The organism is Portibacter marinus (assembly GCF_021533195.1).
Lineage (GTDB): Bacteria > Bacteroidota > Bacteroidia > Chitinophagales > Saprospiraceae > Portibacter > Portibacter marinus.
This window is the reverse complement of sequence record NZ_JAJNKB010000002.1, coordinates 101,051-122,930: the sequence shown is the minus strand read 5'-3', so window position 1 is coordinate 122,930 and position 21,880 is coordinate 101,051. Positions and strand designations below refer to the sequence as shown.

Annotated in this window: 21 protein-coding genes; 6 read left to right on the top strand and 15 right to left on the bottom strand. The window is 39.3% G+C overall.

What is annotated here, in order from left to right; genetic code table 11:
• Positions 1-291: 291 nt before the first annotated feature.
• The 7 genes from L2567_RS04680 to L2567_RS04650 all read right to left on the bottom strand — a co-directional run bounded on the left by L2567_RS04680 (position 292) and on the right by L2567_RS04650 (position 8,002).
• A complete protein-coding gene (locus L2567_RS04680; RefSeq protein WP_235296566.1) occupies positions 292-1,608 on the bottom strand; it encodes a TldD/PmbA family protein in 1,317 nt (438 codons plus the stop codon).
• Between the two features lie 17 nt (positions 1,609-1,625).
• The gene (locus tag L2567_RS04675; protein ID WP_235296565.1) at positions 1,626-3,266 is read right to left on the bottom strand and encodes a TldD/PmbA family protein; all 1,641 of its coding nucleotides are present in this window, start codon (positions 3,264-3,266) and stop codon (positions 1,626-1,628) included.
• Between the two features lie 166 nt (positions 3,267-3,432).
• Positions 3,433-4,293 carry a hydroxypyruvate isomerase family protein gene (locus L2567_RS04670; RefSeq protein ID WP_235296564.1) on the bottom strand — a complete coding sequence of 287 codons (861 nt, stop codon included), beginning with the start codon at positions 4,291-4,293 and terminating at the stop codon, positions 3,433-3,435.
• Positions 4,294-4,332: 39 nt separating this feature from the next.
• Positions 4,333-5,868, bottom strand: coding sequence for a sulfatase-like hydrolase/transferase (locus L2567_RS04665; protein ID WP_235296563.1), 1,536 nt, complete (start codon positions 5,866-5,868; stop codon positions 4,333-4,335).
• A gap of 96 nt (positions 5,869-5,964) precedes the next feature.
• A complete protein-coding gene (locus tag L2567_RS04660) occupies positions 5,965-6,342 on the bottom strand; it encodes a DUF7079 family protein (RefSeq protein ID WP_235296562.1) in 378 nt (125 codons plus the stop codon).
• 140 nt (positions 6,343-6,482) lie between these two features.
• On the bottom strand, positions 6,483-7,115 hold the full coding sequence (locus tag L2567_RS04655; protein ID WP_235296560.1) for an O-methyltransferase: 633 nt from the start codon (positions 7,113-7,115) through the stop codon (positions 6,483-6,485).
• Entirely contained in the window at positions 7,112-8,002 is an 891-nt protein-coding gene (locus L2567_RS04650) for a DMT family transporter (protein WP_235296559.1), read from the bottom strand. Before L2567_RS04650 ends, L2567_RS04655 begins: the two co-directional genes overlap by 4 nt.
• A 111-nt stretch (positions 8,003-8,113) precedes the next feature.
• Here L2567_RS04650 and L2567_RS04645 point away from each other — a divergent pair, with 111 nt between their 5' ends.
• From L2567_RS04645 to aat, 3 genes are read left to right on the top strand one after another with little or no spacing between them, the layout of a single operon-like run.
• Positions 8,114-8,584 (top strand): redoxin domain-containing protein, encoded by a 471-nt coding sequence (locus L2567_RS04645; protein WP_235296557.1) that lies wholly within the window; start codon positions 8,114-8,116, stop codon positions 8,582-8,584.
• Positions 8,585-8,592: 8 nt separating this feature from the next.
• Positions 8,593-8,901 (top strand): ATP-dependent Clp protease adaptor ClpS, encoded by a 309-nt coding sequence (locus tag L2567_RS04640; RefSeq protein ID WP_235296556.1) that lies wholly within the window; start codon positions 8,593-8,595, stop codon positions 8,899-8,901.
• Positions 8,902-9,594 carry a leucyl/phenylalanyl-tRNA--protein transferase gene (aat, locus tag L2567_RS04635; RefSeq protein WP_235296555.1) on the top strand — a complete coding sequence of 231 codons (693 nt, stop codon included), beginning with the start codon at positions 8,902-8,904 and terminating at the stop codon, positions 9,592-9,594.
• A gap of 59 nt (positions 9,595-9,653) precedes the next feature.
• On the opposite strand, the gene L2567_RS04630 is transcribed toward aat, so the two are convergent.
• The 5 genes from L2567_RS04630 to L2567_RS04610 all read right to left on the bottom strand — a co-directional run bounded on the left by L2567_RS04630 (position 9,654) and on the right by L2567_RS04610 (position 16,135).
• Positions 9,654-11,039 carry a hypothetical protein gene (locus L2567_RS04630; protein ID WP_235296554.1) on the bottom strand — a complete coding sequence of 462 codons (1,386 nt, stop codon included), beginning with the start codon at positions 11,037-11,039 and terminating at the stop codon, positions 9,654-9,656.
• Between the two features lie 64 nt (positions 11,040-11,103).
• Positions 11,104-12,450 (bottom strand): hypothetical protein, encoded by a 1,347-nt coding sequence (locus L2567_RS04625; protein WP_235296553.1) that lies wholly within the window; start codon positions 12,448-12,450, stop codon positions 11,104-11,106.
• The gene (locus L2567_RS04620; protein WP_235296552.1) at positions 12,443-13,162 is read right to left on the bottom strand and encodes a type III pantothenate kinase; all 720 of its coding nucleotides are present in this window, start codon (positions 13,160-13,162) and stop codon (positions 12,443-12,445) included. The genes L2567_RS04625 and L2567_RS04620 overlap by 8 nt, the downstream gene beginning before the upstream one ends.
• A 2-nt stretch (positions 13,163-13,164) precedes the next feature.
• Positions 13,165-14,685, bottom strand: a complete 1,521-nt coding sequence (gene purH / locus L2567_RS04615) for a bifunctional phosphoribosylaminoimidazolecarboxamide formyltransferase/IMP cyclohydrolase (protein ID WP_235296551.1) — start codon at positions 14,683-14,685, stop codon at positions 13,165-13,167.
• 277 nt (positions 14,686-14,962) lie between these two features.
• Positions 14,963-16,135: a class I SAM-dependent rRNA methyltransferase gene (locus tag L2567_RS04610; RefSeq protein ID WP_235296550.1), complete on the bottom strand. Its 1,173-nt coding sequence runs from the start codon at positions 16,133-16,135 to the stop codon at positions 14,963-14,965.
• A gap of 91 nt (positions 16,136-16,226) precedes the next feature.
• Between L2567_RS04610 and L2567_RS04605 the strand changes: the two genes are divergently transcribed.
• Positions 16,227-17,207 carry a GNAT family N-acetyltransferase gene (locus L2567_RS04605; RefSeq protein WP_235296548.1) on the top strand — a complete coding sequence of 327 codons (981 nt, stop codon included), beginning with the start codon at positions 16,227-16,229 and terminating at the stop codon, positions 17,205-17,207.
• Positions 17,208-17,216: 9 nt separating this feature from the next.
• Here the strand turns inward: L2567_RS04605 and L2567_RS04600 are convergent, their stop codons facing one another.
• The 3 genes from L2567_RS04600 to guaB all read right to left on the bottom strand — a co-directional run bounded on the left by L2567_RS04600 (position 17,217) and on the right by guaB (position 20,752).
• Positions 17,217-18,563 (bottom strand): hypothetical protein, encoded by a 1,347-nt coding sequence (locus L2567_RS04600; protein ID WP_235296547.1) that lies wholly within the window; start codon positions 18,561-18,563, stop codon positions 17,217-17,219.
• A gap of 89 nt (positions 18,564-18,652) precedes the next feature.
• On the bottom strand, positions 18,653-19,270 hold the full coding sequence (locus L2567_RS04595; protein ID WP_235296546.1) for a DNA-3-methyladenine glycosylase: 618 nt from the start codon (positions 19,268-19,270) through the stop codon (positions 18,653-18,655).
• Entirely contained in the window at positions 19,271-20,752 is a 1,482-nt protein-coding gene (guaB, locus tag L2567_RS04590) for an IMP dehydrogenase (protein WP_235296545.1), read from the bottom strand. It abuts the gene before it with no gap.
• A 50-nt stretch (positions 20,753-20,802) separates the two neighbouring features.
• Here guaB and L2567_RS04585 point away from each other — a divergent pair, with 50 nt between their 5' ends.
• Positions 20,803-21,345 carry a hypothetical protein gene (locus L2567_RS04585; protein WP_235296544.1) on the top strand — a complete coding sequence of 181 codons (543 nt, stop codon included), beginning with the start codon at positions 20,803-20,805 and terminating at the stop codon, positions 21,343-21,345.
• 34 nt (positions 21,346-21,379) lie between these two features.
• Positions 21,380-21,826 (top strand): nucleoside deaminase, encoded by a 447-nt coding sequence (locus L2567_RS04580; protein ID WP_262913123.1) that lies wholly within the window; start codon positions 21,380-21,382, stop codon positions 21,824-21,826.
• The last annotated feature ends 54 nt before the right edge of the window (positions 21,827-21,880 follow it).

Sequence of the window (21,880 nt, the reverse complement as noted above, 5' to 3'; positions counted from 1 at the left end):
GCTTTCAAGCTTCAGCCTCCCCTAGCCTCAGCTTTCTAGCCTCAGCCCCAAGCCCTTAAGCCTAGCCCTTAAGGGGCTCGGAGCCCCTTAAGGGCTTAGTTAATAAATTGTTCGTGTGAATTATTAACATCAAATCTTTAATTATCTCAAATATCCTGCAATAAAAATTTGGCAAATTTAAATTCATAAGATTTAGCTCATCAAATTCGCAGCTACTTTCGATCAATCTTTAAGTAATTATGCATAATCAATCTGAGAAGCCTACAGCATCATCTAAATTTACAATTCGTCCTAAACCGCATCTGATAATGAAGTAAAAGTAAAATCCCTGATTTTCATATAAGGTATCAAATTCCCATCAATGCGTACCTGCTGACCCAAAGTTTCAAGGTTATTCAGCATGATGATAGGACTTTCATTAAAACGGAAATTCTTGATAGGATGTTTAATTTTACCATTCTCAATATAAAAAGTGCCGTCTCTTGTAAGGCCCGTATATAGCAAAGTCTGAGGGTCCACACTTCTGATATACCATAGTCTGGTAACAAGAATTCCTCTGCGTGTATCCTTAATCAAATCTTCAAGACTGGCATCACCTCCCACCATAATTCCATTGCTAGGAAAAGGAATAGGCTCTACACCTTTCTCCTTAGCCCAATATCTGCTATACGCCAGATTCTTAACGACTCCATCCTCTAACCACATCATTTTTTTTCTGGGAATTCCTCCACTAGTCCAGGTAGCAGTAGGCACTTTTTCATGAAATGGATCAGTATATAAGGTCACCCGTTCATCTACTATTTTCTCTCCTAATTTATTTCCTCCACCTTCTTTAGCCATAAAGCTTCTACCTTCATCTGCGCTCCTGGCATTGAACGAGAAAAACATGTTTTGGAGAAGACCGATAGAAGCTGCAGGCTCTAAAATTACGGTATATTTACCTGGTTCAATGGCTTTAGCTTCTTTGGACATCAATGCCTTATCAATTGCAATCATGGAAGCCTCTGCTGGGTCAAACATCGAGACATCGTTGTAATCCCTCGTACTCCAACCTGAACCAGTCCCATCATTGGTACGCATGGTGACCGTGAAATTCATGTCTGTATTCTTGTTATAAGCGAATAATCCATTAGAATTCGCCATGGCATTGAAACCAGAAGAATCATCGAAAAAACCAGCTGCTGTTATGTCGTTTTTCTTTGCAGGATCTATGCTTGCCGCTGCAACCTGTGCTCTGAAGTCCGGAGTGATATCCGCAGTTTTCTGGATGTGAGTTTTCGATTCAGCATATGTTTGTGGTCCTAGAGGTTCCATAAATTCAGGAGACTCGGGAGACAACCTGGCCAGCTCCTCAGATCTTTTGACCACCTTCTCTAACGATTTGTCATCAAACTCATCAATGGTTGCAACTCCTACTTTCTTTCCAAAATTGGATTGAACCGTCATGTTTTGATTAGAGTTCACACCCGCTGTTGAAACCGTATTTCTTGCATATCTAATATTTCCGCTAATATTTCCCGAAAGGTTAATCTCGCAACCATCAGCAGAAGAAAATTTGAGTGCCCGATTAATGATCTCCTGGGCTTCCTCTTTAGTATATATTGACATTTTTTCTTATTTATTGATTATATATTACGACCAGTATTGATCACATTCACTCCGTTAAACCTGGTAGTAGAACAACCATGGGAGACCGCACTAACCTGACCTGGTTGACCTTTTCCGTCGAAGAAGGAGCCAAACATTCGATAGTCATCTTTATCGCAAATTTTGGCACATGAATTCCAAAATTCCTGAGTATTGGATTGGTATGCCGCATCATTGATCATTCCTGTAATCTCACCGTTTTTAATTTCGTAGGTCAATGTTCCTCCAAATTGGAAGTTATATCGTTGCTGATCAATAGAGTAAGAGCCTCTGCCTACCAGATATATGCCTTTCTCTACATCCTTGATCATATCATCTATGGAGTACTTCTCCTTGCCGGGCTCCAGTGAAACGTTGGGCATTCTTTGGAACTGTACGTCGTTCCAACTCTGACTGTAGCAACAGCCATGAGATTCATTCTGATCAATCATGTGCACCTGATCACGAATAGCCTGATAATTGACTAAAATACCATCTCGCACCAAATCCCACTTCTTACATTTCACCCCTTCGTCATCATAGCCTACAGCACCTAGAGAATGCTTTTGTGTTTTGTCTGCAACCAGATTAACCAATTCATTTCCGTAATTAAAGTCTCCACTTTCCCATTTGTCTAAAGTGGCAAAACTGGTTCCCGCGTAATTGGCTTCATACCCCAAAACGCGATCTAATTCAAGCGGATGACCGACCGATTCATGAATGGTGAGACCCAGATGGTTAGGCTCAAGAACAAGGTCATACTTGCCTGCTTCGACTGATTTTGCTGACAACATTTCTTTGGCTTGTTTGGCACCGGCAATGGCATCTGCAACAATATCATAACTGTGACGGTAAAGGACAACATCACCGGCTCCTTTAATTTCTTCAGCCTTATCCGGAATAATATATTCGTATCCCATGCCCATTGGTGCTCCTAATCCTTGGCGATTCTTAAACTTTCCAGACGATTTATCAATGGCAGTAATATTCAATGTAGGCCAGATTCTGTGAACATCCTGATCAATATAAGAACCTTCTGTAGATGCAAAGTACTTTTGTTCATTGACGAGAAATAATGCGGATGAAATATAATCTGCTCCATTCTCAAGTGCTCTGGCATTGGCCTCCAGAAGCAAATCAACTTTATCTGACACAGGTACCTCCATGGCATTCATTTCAATTGGCGTTTTCCAGGAGATTTCGCCATGACCTTTTACAGGTGCCAATATGATCTCTTCTGTTTGTATTTTTGAATTTGCTTTTGCTACAGAAATAGCGAGTTCTGTTGCTTTCTTAATACCATCCGGAGTAACATCATTGGTAGATGCAAAGCCCCAGGTACCATTGGCAATCACTCGGATTCCAATACCAAAAGATTCGGTATTCACGGTATTTTGCACCATGTTCTCACGAGTAAAAACGTATTGATTTAAATATCTTCCGATCCTGGCATCTGCGTAGGTAGCTCCCATACCTCTAGCAGTGTTTAACGCAACATCAGCCATGGCTTTTTTTGTGGCTACATCCATGCCTGGATTTAGTAGTTCTTCACTGAAAATATTTCTGCCTATGATCGGTATCGGGGATGCAAGAACGCCTGCACCCAAGGCAGCTGTGTACATAAAGTCTCTTCTTTTCAAAGCTTAGTTTATTTAAGTGATTCTATTAATTGAAATGAATTTTCAGGTCAATCCCTAATTCGCAGAAAAAATAGTGGTTTTATATCTAAAACCTGAAATCTTTAGTTGAATTTAGAAATAAATAACAAATTATAAGACGAGCTGTGAAATAACGAAGATGAATGAGTTACACATCACACGTCCTTACTCCATGATTGAGAGCCTTCATCTTATCGTCCCAGGTGGGAATAAATTCTTGCGCTACCCATCCATCATAACCAGTTTCGACAATAGCTCTCATAATGGCAGGGTAAAACAATTCCTGGGTTTCGTCAATCTCATTTCTACCCGGGTTACCTCCTGTATGGTAATGGGCAATATATTGATGATTATCCTTAATGGTCCTAATGACATCGCCTTCCATGATCTGCATGTGATAAATATCATAAAGCAACTTAAATCGATCTGACCCTATTTTTTCTGCCAACTTTACTCCCCAGGCAGTATGATCACACATATAGTCTTTGTGGTCCACCTTACTATTCAACAATTCCATGACAACAGTTACCCCTTTCTTCTCCGCGTGCCTAACCACTTTTTCAAGGCCGACCGCACAATTTTCCAGCCCGGTCTCATCATCCATACCGTTTCGATTTCCTGAGAAAACTATTATACTGGGGATTCCGTATTCCGCAGCATTATCAATTAATCCCAAATACGGTTGAATCAGTTTATCATGATTACCTGGATCGTTAAATCCTTCCACAATATTAGCAAAAGGTCCGGTCCCTAATGCGCAAGTTAAACCATTCTTGATGAGCATTGGCCATTCTTCAACTGTAGTAAGCTCTACTGATTTTAAACCGTCAATACCTTTAATTCCTTCTATAAATTCCTCCCAAGGAATACCTCCATAACACCATCTACATACAGAATGATTAACATTTCCGTTATGACCTGCCAAAGTTTTATTTCCCAATAATTGAGTGCCAATACTGATACCACCCATGCCGATCAACATATTATTTATCGCGTCTCTTCTTTTCATTATTGCTTAATTTTAATATCTATATTTTCACAAAGTATTCTATTTTTTATACATCGCACTAAGGTCCAAATCGTCATTCACAGACTGCTGTAGCACTAATAGTTCATCCATGAGTTGACGCAATTTGGCCTCATGATCTTTATCATATGCCAGATTTTTAGTTTCCTCAGGATCTTCCTCCAGATTGAACAGCATTATTTGGTCGGCTTCAGGATAGACGATTAGCTTGTAACCATCCTTCCTGATCATACGTTGAAGATTTCTATACGCTCCATATATGGCTTCATAATTTCCTTCTTCAGAATCTCCTTTAGCCTGACCGATTATACTGTTAAACTCTACATAATCAGGCTTGCTAATTTCGGCAAGCTCTAAGGCAGTTGCCATCACATCCTGTAAATAAATGTCATTTTGTACTTTTTGATTGGCAGGCAAATCCGGCCCCATGATGATCATCGGTACTCGGATGCTGTGATCGTACATGGACTGCTTACCGAGTAATCCATGCTTACCAACTGCCAATCCATGATCGGCGGTAAAAACAACATATGTATTCTCCATTTGACCTGAATTTTCCAGAGCATCCAGAATTAAACCAATTTGTTCATCGAGATGTGATATAATGGCGTAATATTCCTGAAGATGAACTTTTACCGCATATTCTGTTCTGGGATACGGAGCAAGCGCTTCATCTCGCAATGTTCTTTCATTTCCAATGGCCTCTTTAAATGGATGTTCCGGTGCAAAACTGCTCGGTATTGAAATTTGATCCAGGGGATACATGTCAATAAATTTTTGAGGGGACTGTCGATGATCATGCGGTGCATTGAAGGCCAGGTACATGAAGAATGGCTTATCACGCTCTTTGGCTCTGTTAATGTAATCTAAAGCATCATTTCTCAACACCTCGGACCAGTGCGTACCACCTTCCCAAAACCCGCCTTGAGCAGTATCTGTGGGAAGCCAAGTCGTGTCACTTTCGCTTAATGGTCTGTTGTAACCAAGAGGCAAAACGTCATCTACTGTAAGCAATCGTCCGTCAATTCTCTTTTTATTTTTAACATCTTCCATTCCAGCAAGAACCTCGTGGTGTTTCCATTGATGTCCGGGCATTCCTCCACGTACATTTCGAACAGTCTGGAAAACAGAATCAGCAGGGGCATCCACGTGCCATTTTCCTGACATGTAGGTATCGTAACCAGCCTCCTGCATTAACCTTCCCCATGTTTTTTCATAGGCGGTGGTGTCTCCATTAACCCAATTTTGCTTAAAATCTCGTGCATTCCAAATACTCCGTCCTGATATAATCATTGCTCTGCTTGCTACACATATGGCACCATTCCATCCTCCCATGTTGTAAGTGTGTGTGAACGTGACCCCTTTCTGAACCATGCGATCCAGATTTGGCGTATAAATTTCATCATTCCCGAATGCGCTTACCGCACTATAGGTCATATCATCTGCAAAAAGAAATACAAAATTGGGTTTGCTATTGTTTTTTATGTCAATATCCGAAGAATTACAACCACAAAATATCGCCAGGAAAATGCATAAGCATAACATATAAATTTTCATAAATGGAAAATAACGATGTTTCTTCGGATTCAGAAATCGAAATTGAATATTAATCTATCTTGTCTAATAATTATTCGTAAAATAGTATATCCAAAATTAAAGCATTCGCTCTTCATTCAGTTTACTTTCAATGATTTGCCACTCCTTTCTAAACATTTTCCTCCTGGAAAAATACAATATTGAATTTGGCCAATTAAGGAAAAGAACTTTCCATTCCAGGTAATGAGTAATCCGACCAATTAACCATTCCGGGTCAAATCCGGTCCAGTTTCCAGCAATCCCCATGAGGTTATACTTTAACACCGAAAAGACTTCTTCCCTGTTAATTCGTTTAGCTTCCTTGAGCGTGAATTGCCCCTTATCAATAGCCTTTACTATCTGTTGGAGATCGTATTCCTGAATTTCATTGTCAACATACAATTCAGAGAGCGCTATCCAGAGGTTTTTTCTTGCCGTTGAATAATTTTCTCTCATTTACTTTTCTTAATCTTTTACGTATGCCATTCTATTAAAGGTGCACAGCTGTTTCGAAAGCTAGCAATTACAGGATAAGGCCATCCATACCTTGACAAAATCTCATGTAAAATTTTGTCTTGAACATTAAAGTGTACAAATCAAAGAACACGAATAAGATTGATCCCATCCCTAATCGGTAAAATGACGTTTTCAACTGCTTCGTGTTGTTGTACATATGCATTAAATTCATCAATCTGCGAAGTCATCTTATCTTTCTTTTCCTCGAGCACTCTCCCTTTCCAAAGCACATTATCCGCTAAAATCATGCCGCCGGAATTCATTTTATTTAGCAATAGATCAAATTGACTTTGATAATCCTTTTTTCCCGCGTCCATAAAAACAAAATCGAACGCCAGGTCAGTGTTTTCAACAAAAGCATTGGCATCGCCATAGATACATTCTATATGTTCAGACAAGCCGGAAAGCACAAAATACTTATGGTGAAAATAAGCATACTCTTCTTCAAGTTCCAGGGTATAAATTTTGGCACCCAGACCCAGACCTGACGCCATGCACAAGGTCGCATAACCCGTAAATGTCCCGATTTCAAGTATGTTTTTAGGTTTAAACAACTGAACCAGCATTTTCAGCAACTGACCCTGCAACGGTCCGGACAACATCTGAGGTCTAAGCGTTTTAAGATGCGTTTCTCTTCTTAGTTCCCTTAGATACTGTGCTTCCTCTGAACTGTTTTGTATACAGTAGGTATTTAATTCCTCTGTTTTGTTCATATCCGTTTGCTTTTTTTTCGTTTCAATAAAATAGGATAAAGGGTAACCGCCGAGATAATGATGACCACACCCATGTAAAATTCGATGTTAAGTTCTTTGTGTTCCTTTAATAGAAAAATCGCCAGAAATATTCCATACACCGGCTCCAGATTGACCGTGAGTGAGGCAGCAAAGGCAGAAATATGATTTAAAGCTCGTAATGCTAAGACGTAAGCCAAAGTCGTACAAATAAGTGCAAGAATTAAAAGATACACCCAGTCCATGGCTTCCGGTAAAAAGGAACTCACCGGATCATAAAGAAAAAACAATGGCAATAACAACGATAACGAAACCCAAGCTGAACCAAGCTCGATGAAACTCATTTCCTTTTCTCTCCCATCGATGATGTACTTTTTATTGAGTGTGGTGAATACAGCCGCCAGAAATGCTGAAATTAAACCAAGAATAATTCCAGATATATACGCTTCATCAATATTGTTAACGATCAAGGCCATTGCAGGTACAATGATTAAACCAATCAGCAGGTCGATCCACTCTAAATTTTTCTTGAGGAAAAGGGGTTCTATTAAAGAAACCATAAAGGATGTACAAGCCATAGCAACTAAGGTAACAGATGCATTGCTATATTGGACTGCAGCGAAAAAAAACACCCAATGTAGTCCGGTGACTACTCCTATGCCACTTAATCGGAGTATTTGCTTTCTTGACAGATGACGAAAAATGTATTTTCGATCTATGATGAATATAAAACTAATAGATGTGATCAAAACCCTCCACCACACAATTAAAAGTGCCGGTAACGTCATCCAATCTCCCAGAATAGCTGTGAATCCGAATAGGAGCACTGCCACATGCAACTCCAGGTAAGCTCTTCGCTGTAAGTCCACACTACAAAAATCACTATTTTTTGTAAAATTCCTGCTCAATACAAATTAATAATTTCTCATATTATTTTATTCTAGTATTTTTGACTTCAACTAAAACTAATTACCTCGCCTATGACTATCAACAAAGGTGATAAAGCACCTGATTTTACATTGCACTCTTCTGACAGAAAAAAAGTAAGCCTCAGTGATCACAGAGGAAAGAACGTAGTACTTTTGTTTTTTCCACTTGCATTTACTGGCGTTTGTACAGCTGAATTGTGTTCTGTCAGAGATGACATGAGCGAATATGAGGCTCTGGATGCAGAAGTTTTTGGTATATCAATAGATACTGTTATGGTTTTAGATAAATTTAAAGAAGAACAAGGCTACAATTTTACACTGCTTTCTGATTTCAATAAAGAAGTCTGTCGATCCTATGGATCTTATTATGATGAATTTGTACTTGGAATGAAAGGTGTAGCTAAAAGGTCAGCATTCGTAATTGATAAAGAAGGTGTGATCAAGTATGCTGAAGTTTTAGACAACGCGGGTGAACAACCTGATTTTGAAGCTGTTAAATCTACATTGAACGACCTAAACTAATTATCCTCATGAATATTATTGAATCTCTAGAATTAGAAGAAGTACAAGTTGCAGAAGAGGTTATCGATTCTGGTAATCTTTCTGAACTCATCGTATACAACGACGACATCAACACATTTGATTGGGTTATAGAGTGTTTTATACAAGTTTGTGATCATTCTCACACACAGGCGGAACAATTGTCACTCATTGTACACTTTAATGGCAAGGCCATTGTCAAGACTGGTGAATATGAAAAGTTAAAGCCCATGAAAGAAGCCTTGATAGAAAGAGGCTTGAGTGCAGCAATAGAAAGTATGGCAGGATCCAGAAAATAGATGCCCATTTTTCTGATCTCTGAAAAGGATCCCATTTTTCCTGATGTAGCTTTAGCCGATGAACATGGCATCATCGGTATCGGAGGTAATTTAGAAACTTCTACACTCCTTAAAGCTTATCAATCCGGTATTTTCCCATGGTACAATGAATTCGATCCCATATTATGGTGGTCGCCAAATCCCCGTTTTGTGCTCTTTCCCGAAAATTTAAAGGTTAGTAAGTCGATGCGACCCTACTTCAATCAGCAAAAGTTCCGGGTTTCCCTGGATACGCATTTTCATGAAGTCATAAAGGCTTGCCAACGCATTAAAAGACAGGGACAAAACAGCACCTGGATCACTGACGAAATGTTGGAAGCTTATCAACTTTTGCATCAATTAGGATACGCTCACTCTGTTGAAGTGTGGGAAGGAGATCAGTTGGCAGGAGGATTATACGGTGTGTCATTAGGTAGAGTTTTCTTCGGAGAGTCTATGTTTACCCTTCGGGCCAATGCTTCAAAGTTTGGCTTTATTTCGCTGGTTAGAATGCTAAAGGAAAGAAATTTTTGGATGGTAGACTGCCAACAGGAAACCAATCATTTGCGCACAATGGGTGCTGAGGGCATCAGCCGTTCTGAATTTGTAGAATTTTTGGATAGAAACCGCAAAGAACCGACGCTCGTGGGAGATTGGAGCCATTGGGTAGAATAAAAAAGCGAAGCCTCTACAAGTCAGAAGCTCCGCTATTATTTTTTATAGCTCCCGTGTATTTATCTAAATCTAACTGTTACACTTTCACCGATCCAACATCCACTCACAGATACCTTATCACCGGCTTTTACCTTTCTCATAAATCCATCCTCCTGTGATGGGAGAGAAGAATTATACTTACTAATTCTAGAAGAAGCATCTTCAGCAACTTCAGGATCTATGGATCTTGCATATGCATACTTTTCAATTGCAGCAATGATGGCCAATCTTTGATCCCATGAGTCTCCACATGATCTTGCAGTACTTCCGTACATATCACCAATCAACATATAAGGGCGACCCCAGTCTGATCGAAGTTGAGCAGCAGTTCTGGCTTCAGCTCTAGCTTCACCGTATTTTTTCATTTTTCTGAAAAGAATAGAAGCTTTAGAAAAATGGTATCCTGCTTTTTTCTCTACATCTTCCTCAGTAGCGATGGCTTCATCGTACTTGTCCAGTGCTTCCTGAAATTTTTCTTCCTCATAAAGCTTTCTAGCCATGATTCCAGGATTATTCGCCTCAAATTCTGCTTGCTTTTCCGCATTGACTTTTGCTGCCCACTCTTCGTATTTCACCTTCATTTCCTGCATGATGGGTAAGTCATCTTCACAACCTCTTCTTTTAAGTTGATTGTAAATGTCCTTCACCATCTCAATGTCATTCTTATTGTCTTCGTACTCAGGTGTTAATTTTTCAAGAAAGTAGTTACAGTCAAAAATACTTCTCTCAATCTGTGCATACTTTGCATTCACCGCATCGATGGCTTGCTGATAATAAGGACCATAGGTTTCGCTATTAACTACATTATATTCAGCAATGTCATTTAACAACTTGTGAATTTGTCTTGCTTTCTCAGCATCAATTTTTTCAGCGATGTATTGATCCACTGCAATGTAACCAAGCGGAGTAATGACGGTATACTCTACATTATTTCCACCCACTTCAATGGCCTCTTCCAGAACAGCCATGTTAGCAACATAGGGTTGTCTCAATTCGTAATACATGTCGTATCCTTTCCTACCCAATAAATAGGCAATTTGATTAGGATAGCAATCTTCCTGTCCGGCACAGCTTAATTTGATCGCTTCATTTCTATAACATTCAATTGCTTGATCGTACAGTTCCAGAATTTTGTTTGCATATTCTTTCTTCTGAGCTTCATCCGTTTCATCTGTGTACAACTGTTTGTACAATTTAATACCATCTGTATAATGAAAATCTCTATTACCATCTGCTGCTGGTGCAATTTCATACGCAATTTTCCAATTGTCAAAAGCAATCTTGAAATCGTCCGTTTTCATCGCTGCTCTATATATAGAGTGAGCGTTTTCAGCTGCATCTTTTTGTGGCATACCGATCCATGTCTCACATTGTGCATAAATTCCAGCAAAAGCGAGTACTATCATTATTAGTGTTAAACTAGCATTTCTAAACATTATCTCATTGTTTAAGTTTCGCAAAATATCTGTCTTAATTGTATTTCCTTTTTATGAACCATTCATCATCATTGAAAGTGAAACCCACCGAAATTCTCGCGTATCTTTCAATCAAAGGTGTCCCGGTTCCCCTGACGCCAAATCTAAATGCGGCATTAATATGAGAAATTTTTCGCTGATAATAAAATGGAAAACTCGCCCCCATGTTTAATCCAGCGTCGGTTACCTGGACATTTTCAATGATCTGAGGGTCTCTTTGATAAAATACTCCAGCTTTGTAAATCACGCGCTTGAAGTAATTGTTAAACGATTTCACATCGGGACGGTAGGTCCCTCCTATACTTAACTTCCATGAATCCGATAAAGTTTCCTCTCTTACAGAATTTTTATACGTGCTCCATGCACCATAGTCAAAATTAAAGCCTATGCTGTACTTTGAATCATGATAGTATGTGGCACCTATACCGAACTCTGCCGGAAGTCTTCCCTCTCCTCGCAAACCACTGGCATACTGTAGCGTATCTGCACCCCAGTCCTGATAAACATTCAGTCCTTCAGGAGCTGCTGTCCTTCTGGTGACTTCATTGAGGGTATAAAAATTATGTGCAGAATTTCCATATAGTCCCAGATTAAGCATCTTTGTCTTAACAGACTTATCCGATTCAAATTCTTTTTTATTGATAAACCAATTGTAAAGAATTCCGGCATCCCAAATGAAGCCATTGACATTGTAATCGATGGTATACATGTTTTCAAGGGCAGTATTAGCATCTAAGAAATCTATGCTCTCATTATAATTAATGTTTCCAAAAAGGTAACCAACATTAGCACCAAAACTGACAGCCTTATATTGTAGCGCATTACCCCACATCAATTTATAAAGTCCTCCATTCCCTTCAAAGTCCTTTTGGTATAATCCCAAATTATCATCTTCATAGGTGGAACTGATATTGTATCCTACTGTTGTATGTGGTTTGAGAAATAAAGCCATACCTAATTTCACATCTCGCTTAATCGGGTCCAGAGAAGCATTGATTGGATTTCTCAGTGGAAAACCAAGTGCTAAATAATCCAGATTTCCCTTCCATTTATCTGCACGGTTTTCGCCGTCGCTAATTTCAAAATATCTCGCACTAACTCCGACTTCGAATGCAGTTCTATTCAAAAAAGCATAACTGGCTGGATTCTGAATATTAATGTGATATGGGTCCGTGTAAGAAGCTCCCTGACCAGCAAAACCCTGATAAAACACAAGGTTATCCGAATGGATGTTTCCTAATCCAAATGCTGAAAAAGGGCTGTCATCAACCTGTTGGGCATGCATTCCCAGAAAAGAAAACATACACAAAAAGAGTGATGGATATACTAAATTTCTAATCATTAAAATTCATTATTACATTCAGTCCAATGAGGACTAAGTTTGGATTTACAAATATCTCAGAATTAATCTTTTTAGCAAAGAAATCAGCGTCGCCGCCTGTTAAAATCACGTTAATTTCGTCGTGCTTTTCTCGAATCCTTCTTATAAACGATTCAATTTCCAAAAGTGTACCTAAGGTAGCGCCATTCTGCAGTGCTTCCTCAGTCGTAAGTCCTAAAAGATTTTCCAAACCTCCCCGTTTTACTAAAGGTAAGGCTGCGGTATAATCATGCATTGATTTCAATCGCAATTCGACACCTGGAGCAATATTTCCACCTATGTATGTTTTGCTCTTTAATATCACATCATAGGTAATGCAAGTTCCGATATCAATAACACAACTATCAGTTTCAGGATAAAGCGCATTTGCTCCTACAACACCTGCAATTCTATCCCTGCCTAACGTCTTAGGCGTATTATATTTTATTTCAATGGGCAGTCTGGCATCTGCATTCAATAAGAATAGATGATCATTCTTTTGTAAATGGTGCATCAGATCCTTAGGAATGCGTCCACTGGCACTGATTCCTACCCGTTGAAAATTATAGTCTTTTCTTATGCGGTCTAAGTCGGAAACACTGAATGAACTTCTAACATCTTTATGCAGAATCTCATTTTCTTCGATGATGGCTATTTTAATATATGAATTCCCGATATCAATACAGAGATTCATTTCTAATGTTTGAAATGTCTGACACCAGTAAATACCATTGCCATTCCCCTCCGATTGCATTCGTCTATGCTTAATTGGTCTTTTATAGACCCACCCGGCTGAACAACTGCTGCGATTCCCGCTTCACCTGCAATCTCTACACAATCAGGAAAAGGGAAAAAGGCATCTGAAGCCATTACGGAACCCTTCAAATCAAATCCAAAATTTTCAGCTTTATGAATGGCCTGCCTGCATGCATCGACACGAGAAGTCTGTCCACAACCCATACCGAGAAGTTGACCGCCTTTTGCCAGCACGATGGTATTGGATTTCAGATGTTTCACACATTTATTAGCAAATATCAAGTCTTCCATTTGTTCCTCGCTCGGAGCCTTCTCTGTCTTTGTTTCAAAAGTTAAGTCCTCCGCTTTCTTCAGATCCGTATCTTGCATGATCACACCATTTAATAAAGATTTGAACGACTTACGGTGGGTATACCAATTGTTGATTGTGAGCAAAATTCTTTTCTTCTTCTTACTTAACAATGCGTATGCATCATCACTGAATCCCGGAGCAATTAAAACTTCGTAAAATATTTTATTAATTTCTTCTGCTGTGGCCAGGTCAATTTCTGAATTGCTGATCAAAATGCCACCAAATGCTGAAACCGGATCTCCTGCTAGCGCAGCTTTCCAGGCTTCTAAAACAGTATCTCTTGTTGCAACTCCGCATGGATTTGTATGCTTTAAAACCGCAAAAGTCGGTCGGTCATCTTTAAATTCTGACATTAGATTGACAGCGGCATCTACATCAACTAAATTGTTAAAAGACAGCGCTTTCTCACCACTTTTTTCAAACATTTCGTTAAGCTCACCAAAGTAAATGCCTTTCTGATGGGGGTTCTCACCATATCGTAAAGTTTCGGAATGGTGAATACTAACCTTAAAGTTTTCTTCTTCGGAATCTTCGTCAAAGTAATTAAAGATTGCCGTATCGTAGTTAGAACTCACTCTAAATGCACGTCTCGCAAGTTCCTTTCTTTCATCCCTGGTAGTAGAGCACTCGTTTTCATTCAGGCAATCCAAAAAATATGCATAGTCATCCATGGATGGCACAACGACTACATCTTTATAATTCTTTGCTGCTGCTCTGATTAGAGAAATACCGCCAATATCAATCTTTTCTATGATTTTGGTTTCTTCATTTGTGGATTTGACTGTTTCTTCGAAAGGATAAAGATCCACAATGACACAGTCTATCTCAGGAATGTCGTACTGGTCCAATTGACCTAAATGATCTTCTTCACGGCGAGCTAAAATTCCGCCAAACACTTTGGGATGAAGCGTCTTTACTCTGCCATCTAAGATGGATGGATAGGTGGTTAAGTCTTCCACTCGCTCTACGCTTGCGCCTAAGGCTTCAATGAAGGCCTGCGTGCCTCCTGTCGAATATATGGTAACATTATTTTCCTTGAACGCCGCTATAATAGGTTCTAATCCATCTTTATGAAAAACGGATATCAAAGCAGATTTGATCTTCTTCAAAGTTTCAGCCTGGTTTAATTTTTAAAAAGATGCGCAAATGTAAGAAAATTACCTCGAAAGGATCGGGATAGTAAAGTTTCATTTAGGGCGTTTCAAAAAAAAACACATGAAAATATGATCATGTATTGACATATTGATCAGAATGTCATAATTTACGATATCCTTAAATAGCAACCATTATGATCATATCCAATAAAAACCATATCGTTAAAGATGCAATTTGTATCACTATTATACCCCTCATCTACTTACTAGGATATTTGATCAAGCATCTGATTTAGTCGATTTTGAGGACCAGTCCTTTTAAATATTTACCCTCCGGATGAAATATATTGACCGGATGATCGGCTCCCTGTGACATTCTGTAGAGAATCTGACAAGCCCTTCCAGCTTCTATTGCGGCTGCGGTGATAGTATCTTGAAAGAGTTGAACATCGATCACTTGAGAGCAGCTGAAAGTAAATATCAAACCGCCACTTTTGACTTTTTCAATCGCTGATTTATTAATCCGTTTATACGCCTGAACTGCATTGTGTTTTTTACGTTGGTTTTTAGCAAATGCAGGAGGATCTACTACAATGATTTCATATTGATCAGCATCAATTTCCTTTAAGTATTTATTGACATCCTCCGTAAGCGCCTGATGAGCACTCGATTTACCTGTCATTGCCACATTTTCGATAAGCATATCAATGGCCTTTTTAGAAGCATCGATAGAAGTGACACTTTTTGCTGCGTTATTCAAAGCGTAGATTGAAAATCCGCCAGTATAGCAATAAAGATTAAGGATGGATTTGCCTTGCGCAAATTGTCCTAAAAGTTGTCGATTGTCACGCTGATCCAAAAAGAATCCAGTCTTCTGGCTATCCTGCAATTCTACTTTAAATTGATTTCCATTTTCAATAATCATAAACTCATTCTGTTCACCCACCAAAAATTCATCTTTCATATTCACCGCGTAATGATCCGGCAGCACACTTTTACTTTTATCATATATGGTACTAATCTGTGGAAGCAATTGGTTTATAGCATCTTTGACATGATGGATTTGCATATGCATACCAATGGTGTGGCATTGAATAACAGCTGCTTTATGATAGATATCGATAATCAGTCCTGACGCACCATCACCCTCCCCATGGAACAATCGATAAGCGGTAGTTTGGTCAGAAGGTAGATTTATTTTTTTTCTTAGCTCAATGGCTTTTTGGATAAGTCCGATCCAGAAATCCCGATCAATCTTTACTTTAGTAAAACTTAAGATACGCAGCATGATACTACCCTCCTGATAGTATCCAATGGCCAAAAATTCTTCCTTTGTTGATTGAATTTCTACGATATCACCTTCTTTGCAATGATTGGCATCGATAACCCCTCTGGAGAATATCCAGGGATGCTTGCGCTTTACAGAAGCAATGCGATCATTCTTTATCTTGACAATGGGATACATTTCGATTTATTTATATTATTATGATCATGTCTTTTTGGAACAGCAAAGTAAAGGCTATTTTAGCGTACTTCAAATTAAAGTAAATTGTAATATGTCTAAGGAATTACAGGATAAGCAAATTTCTAAGTTTTTCGATATCATATATCGAAATTTTAAGTTCCTCAAGGAGGAGGGTGATGTTTTTTATCACTTTTGGTATGGGGATAAAAAGCAGGTGATAAGAATGTTTCAAGGCATGTCCTTTCCATCTATTAAAGATCAGGAAGCCATGGGTAAAATCAAAACAGACAAGTTGTTGGTCGTCTGTGCTACGAATAGAGAAAAGGAAATGGTCTACGGCGCTGGAATTATAAGTCTTGAAAGTAAGGATGTGGCTCATCTCCTTAGCTTTGTCATTCATCCGGAACATAGAAATAATAATTTAGGAAAAGATTTAATTCGAGCGATTGAAGAAGTGATGAAACTTTTGAATCTTGCTTTATTAAAGACTAAGTTTAGAACTTATTGGAAATCTAATGAGCACTGGAACAAACTGCTGGATAAAACAGGTTGGACAGCACCTCAAACTTTAATTTACTATTTCACCATACCTGACATCAAGACACAATTTGATACTCAATGGTTTAAGTATGCAAAGCTTCCTGAACCGTTCTATATTGAGGAGTGGGGAAGAGAAAGCTTGAAAAAATTAAAGGATACGCTAGCTCTTCCGGAATGGCAAGGCATGGTTCCTGAATCATTGAATCCCATTCAAATGCCTAAGAAAATTTTACCACATGTAAGTTTGATCCTAATGAAAGGAAATGAAGTTGCAGGCTGGTTGATCTGTCATTTATTAGAGGAGGATATTGTTCAGGCCACCTCTATGTATATCAATCCAAAAATGGGAAAAGGTCTGGGGATGGCATTGATCGCAGAAGGCAGTAAGCGAAGAAAACTTGGTGTGCAAGTGATATTTATGGTAGAAAAACATAACCATAAAATGTTAAATATGGTGCGTAAACATTTCGATCGTAAATCTACCAATGAATACGAGTTGCAATCAAGATCTCTGGTGATTGAAAAACGATAACAAATTTCTCTATTCTTCTTGAATCTTTTGTTTGAAGGAATTTAACCGCTCTTTGAAAAAAGAAATACCAAATATTACGAATAATAAATTAAGTATAATTAGTCCCCATTGACCCATTGTTGGCACTGTAAAAGCAGGAGCAACATCGATTAAGCAATCCTGTTCGTAAGCAATTGGAGATGATATACAATCGATGGAATCAGCATCATTTATATTTTCTGATTTTAATCCCACGTACATGTTTAGACTATCATCACCATCCAGATCTCCAAAATCAAAAATGGGACTATTTTCGCTCTCATTATCTCCAAAATCAAAATTGCTAAAAGGATCTTCTTCATCGAACTGAAGAACATAATTACCGTCTACATCTTTAGCGTAATAATTGATCTCAACTTTTGATTCACTTCCATTCAATGCCACAAATATGGCTTCATCAACTCCATCACCTGATAAATCCGCGAAATAGGGTGAGTAAATGGTGGTATTCCCTACCTCAATATTATCGAACATTGCAGCCATGTCAGGACTCGGAGTATAGGAACCATCCACCAAATCAAATACTGTGATACCGTTGTCTGTTTCTTCTCCTGAATTAAAACTTAAAGTTCGGGTGATGACAATTTCCTTTTCACAATCTGCATCTAAGTTTGCAAATTTTACCGACGCAAAGTCTTCGCCATTCAGCGTTCCAAAGTCTTTTTGACTCTCCTCCGGAGGTACAAAGCCATCAGGAGTATTGGAATAACAAATCACTTCACCTTTAAATTCACCTAAAACCAAATCCAGTCTGCCGTTAAGCGTAGCATCTCCCAATGAGAAATTGAAGAAAGGCGACGCTCCTGAATTAGCGAATTCATCATTGAAAATCATTAAAGGATTATCTTCCCCCGTTAATTCGACAAAGCTTCCATTCTGATTTTCAAAGTATTGAAGAAAATATCCACTCGAACCCTCGCCATCCTCAAGGGAAATAACCAATAGATCCTGGTCTCCGTCATTGTCTAAATCACCTGATAAAGGCTGACGCTGATAAATTGAACTTGTTTCATCAAATTCATAAAGTGAAAGTCCATCAAAAGGATTGGAGGTGCATGGGCCCGTGAAAGGATCACCATACATTGTTTGAGCTTGCATACTTAAACAACTCGCTACAGCTATACCGAGTGCTCCAGCTATTTTTACTCCACTTGTTTTCAGCCTCCTTATGAGTCTGAGTATCCGAAGTATTAAGTATTGCTTTTTCTGATGTGACCAGGTTTGAAATTGGCCTTTATCGAGACTGTTTTTAAGTTTAGAAAGGTGTGCATTAAGTTGGTAAACTAGATTTTTTGATCTAGAAGAAGATGGTTTCATATGTTTTTGGCCCTTTCGTTTGATCAAATGTAAGAAATTATCTTGCCAAAGTTGCCATACCATTGAAATGTTTACCCTATATTAATGAACTACTCATAGTAAACAGTATCTGGTTTACTTGTCCATCTGTTTCCTTTTATTCTAAACCTGAACGGCCAGTTTGAGCACTCCTCTGCAGTAGACATGCCGACTCTCGGACCTACTAAAATTTCTTTCGGATCTGTAAGAGGCCAACCCTCCTCTATCCAGATCTGTTCTCTTTGTGTTAAATCAGTTCCATTAAGTCCTTTGTGGATGCCCATAGCGATGCTAAATTTACCAGGACCATTGGTCATTTCTTTACGTACTTTTGACATAGATCTTCTCCTGGCCATTGCTTCTTGGCCTTCCAATGGTTCAACTGCTCTTACGAGAATGCAATGTGCAACGCCTTCGGGTCCTGTAATCACATTGAAAAGGTGATACATGCCGTAAATGATGTATATATATCCCGTTCCGGGCTTGCTGAACATGGTTTTTGTTCTCGGAGTCACTTTATTTCCATAAGCATGACTAGCCTTATCTTCAGGCGCCTTATAAGCTTCCGTTTCAACAATGATACCGCTGGTGTACTGGCCATCTATGAGGGTGCAAAGCTTCTTTCCCAGCAATCGTTTGCTGATTTCCAGAATGTCCTCGCCTTCATAAAAACTTCTTGGAATCACCATTTATCGACGCTTGCTGTAATTTGGTGCTTCCTTGGTAATGGTAATATTGTGAGGATGCGATTCAATAATTCCGGCATTGGTAATCTTAGAAAACTGCGCTTTTTGTAGCGCTTCGATGTTCCTGGCTCCACAGTAACCCATTCCTGCCCTTAAACCTCCGATATATTGAACCATAACCTCAGACAAATAACCTTTATAGGCCACTCTGCCTTCGATTCCTTCTGGTACCAATTTTTTTATGTCATCCTCTACATCTTGGAAATACCGATCTTTAGAGCCCAACTCCATCGCCCCTATCGATCCCATGCCCCGATAGATTTTGAATTTTCTGCCTTCAAAAATAACAGTTTCCCCCGGGGCTTCTTCTACACCTGCAAACAGAGACCCTCCCATAATGGTAGAAGCCCCAGCAACGATTGCTTTCGCTATATCACCGGTGTATCTTATCCCTCCGTCTCCAATGATGGGAACACCACTACCTTTAATGGCTTCTGCTGCATTATAAATAGCCGTCAGTTGAGGCACACCAACTCCCGCAACTATTCTGGTGGTACAGATACTTCCGGGACCAACGCCCACTTTTACCCCATCAGCACCAGCCTCTACCAAGGCTTTTGCTCCTGATCCGGTAGCAACATTTCCACCGATAACCTGTAAATCTTTATAAGTTTTTTTGACTTCCTTAACAGCTTCCAGCACTCCATGTGAATGTCCGTGAGCCGTATCAATCGTAATGACATCTACACTCACAGATTGCAATGCTTGTATGCGATCGTGCATATCATTGGTAACGCCGACTGCGGCACCGACCATCAAGCGGCCATACGTATCCTTAATAGAATCAGGGTAGTCTGTCAACTTTAAAATATCCTTATAGGTGATCAAACCCATCAAAATATTATTGGCGTCCACCACCGGCAGTTTTTCAATCTTATACTTTTGCAGAATATCTTTGGCTTGATCTAAGGTCGTTCCCACCGGTGCAGTAATCAGATTTTCCTTCGTCATGATTTCACTGACCTTTACACCCATGGCCTTTTCAAAACGAAGATCACGGTTGGTAAGAATGCCTACAAGCTTTTGATTTTTGTCTACAATCGGTATACCACCTATCTTATAAGTAGACATTAAGTTGTGCGCTTCTCCTATGGGTTGATCAGGCCCCAAAGTTACGGGATCGATGATCATTCCACTTTCTGACCTCTTCACCTTTCTGACCTGATCCATTTGTTCTTCAATGGTCATGTTCTTATGAATCATACCGATTCCTCCCTGCCGCGCAATGGCAATGGCGAGACCGTATTCTGTCACGGTATCCATAGCGGCAGATACAATAGGAACATTAATGGTAATGTCTCTGGTGAGTTTGGATTTGATGTCAACGTCTCTGGGTAAAACTTCCGAATGAGCCGGAATTAAGAGGACATCATCAAAGGTCAGGGCTTCCTGGGTAAACTTTTCGTTGAAATTATTTCTATCCATGCGCAAAGATAATCGTAAGATTTTTTTATGAAACTAAATGCAAGGATTTTTTGGAAAATTCAGTTTTCATACGTAATCACGCCTATTCTCAAACGTCGCTGCGATTTGGTACCGGTCTATATCTGTGGGGAAGTGGAGACTTACTGGTACCTTCCGGAGAACTGGAAGTCAGAAGAGATTTTGGACGCTGGTTTAGTGTAGGAATAGAGGCTAATTTCGGACATTTTAGTTCTATTGACCAATCTGATGGCATCTCACGTTTCAGTTATAGCTTAACAACATTTGCCTGTAATCAGCTACTGGTATTTAATCTTCTTGACACCGACTGGATGGATTTATCACTAGTAGGTGGGTCTTCCATAAGGTATCAACATCAATTACTTCTTTCTCCACTTCTACCACAAGACCCCTTCACTGGTGAAGATGGCACATTTAGATCAGAAAGGTATGTGCTCTTTGGTGGACATCTCAGACCTGAAGCACTTATTCATTTTTCATCCAAAGACAAAGTCAACGTTGGTATTTCTACCTCTGTGTACAATCAAGGTGAAATATTCTCAAGTATGTCCATCAGCTATATGCGAAAAATTTGAGAAAGATTTTGATATTTGCCTGAAAGACATTTCAATGATTCAGGTTTTTGATGATGATTACTTTATGAAACAAGCCATTGCAGAGGCACAACAAGCCATGGCGGAAAATGAGATTCCGGTAGGTGCCGTTATTGTTAGTCAGCAAAGAATTATCGCTCGAGCTCACAATCAAACTGAAATTTTGAAAGATGTAACCGCACATGCTGAAATGCTGGCCATCACCTCAGCTAGCTCTTACCTTGGTGGCAAATATTTACAGGACTGTACCATGTATATCACTTTAGAACCCTGTGTGATGTGTGCTGGAGCCTTAAGATGGGCACAAATTGGAAAACTGGTGTATGGCGCAACTGATGACAAATCCGGTTTTTCCAGAATTGGTCGTGAACTATTACATCCAAAAACAAAACTGGCCTATGGTGTCCGACAAAAAGAATGTGCCGAAATGATGCAGGCATTTTTTAAAGCAAAGAGAAGTTAGCATTTTATTTGATTTGCCTTCAGTTACTCTTCACGCAATTTTCGACATCACTAT

Excerpts from the sequence above, each read along its gene's own strand:
- L2567_RS04680 (WP_235296566.1), bottom strand. The coding sequence starts at position 1,608 with ATGTCAATATATACTAAAGAGGAAGCCCAGGAGATCATTAATCGGGCA.
- L2567_RS04670 (WP_235296564.1), bottom strand. The coding sequence starts at position 4,293 with ATGAAAAGAAGAGACGCGATAAATAATATGTTGATCGGCATGGGTGGT.
- L2567_RS04665 (WP_235296563.1), bottom strand. The coding sequence starts at position 5,868 with ATGAAAATTTATATGTTATGCTTATGCATTTTCCTGGCGATATTTTGT.
- L2567_RS04660 (WP_235296562.1), bottom strand. The coding sequence starts at position 6,342 with ATGAGAGAAAATTATTCAACGGCAAGAAAAAACCTCTGGATAGCGCTC.
- L2567_RS04655 (WP_235296560.1), bottom strand. The coding sequence starts at position 7,115 with ATGAACAAAACAGAGGAATTAAATACCTACTGTATACAAAACAGTTCA.
- L2567_RS04645 (WP_235296557.1), top strand. The coding sequence starts at position 8,114 with ATGACTATCAACAAAGGTGATAAAGCACCTGATTTTACATTGCACTCT.
- L2567_RS04640 (WP_235296556.1), top strand. The coding sequence starts at position 8,593 with ATGAATATTATTGAATCTCTAGAATTAGAAGAAGTACAAGTTGCAGAA.
- aat (WP_235296555.1), top strand. The coding sequence starts at position 8,902 with ATGCCCATTTTTCTGATCTCTGAAAAGGATCCCATTTTTCCTGATGTA.
- L2567_RS04630 (WP_235296554.1), bottom strand. The coding sequence starts at position 11,039 with ATGATAGTACTCGCTTTTGCTGGAATTTATGCACAATGTGAGACATGG.
- L2567_RS04625 (WP_235296553.1), bottom strand. The coding sequence starts at position 12,450 with ATGATTAGAAATTTAGTATATCCATCACTCTTTTTGTGTATGTTTTCT.
- L2567_RS04620 (WP_235296552.1), bottom strand. The coding sequence starts at position 13,162 with ATGAATCTCTGTATTGATATCGGGAATTCATATATTAAAATAGCCATC.
- L2567_RS04610 (WP_235296550.1), bottom strand. The coding sequence starts at position 16,135 with ATGTATCCCATTGTCAAGATAAAGAATGATCGCATTGCTTCTGTAAAG.
- L2567_RS04605 (WP_235296548.1), top strand. The coding sequence starts at position 16,227 with ATGTCTAAGGAATTACAGGATAAGCAAATTTCTAAGTTTTTCGATATC.
- L2567_RS04600 (WP_235296547.1), bottom strand. The coding sequence starts at position 18,563 with ATGAAACCATCTTCTTCTAGATCAAAAAATCTAGTTTACCAACTTAAT.
- L2567_RS04595 (WP_235296546.1), bottom strand. The coding sequence starts at position 19,270 with ATGGTGATTCCAAGAAGTTTTTATGAAGGCGAGGACATTCTGGAAATC.
- guaB (WP_235296545.1), bottom strand. The coding sequence starts at position 20,752 with ATGGATAGAAATAATTTCAACGAAAAGTTTACCCAGGAAGCCCTGACC.
- L2567_RS04580 (WP_262913123.1), top strand. The coding sequence starts at position 21,380 with ATGATTCAGGTTTTTGATGATGATTACTTTATGAAACAAGCCATTGCA.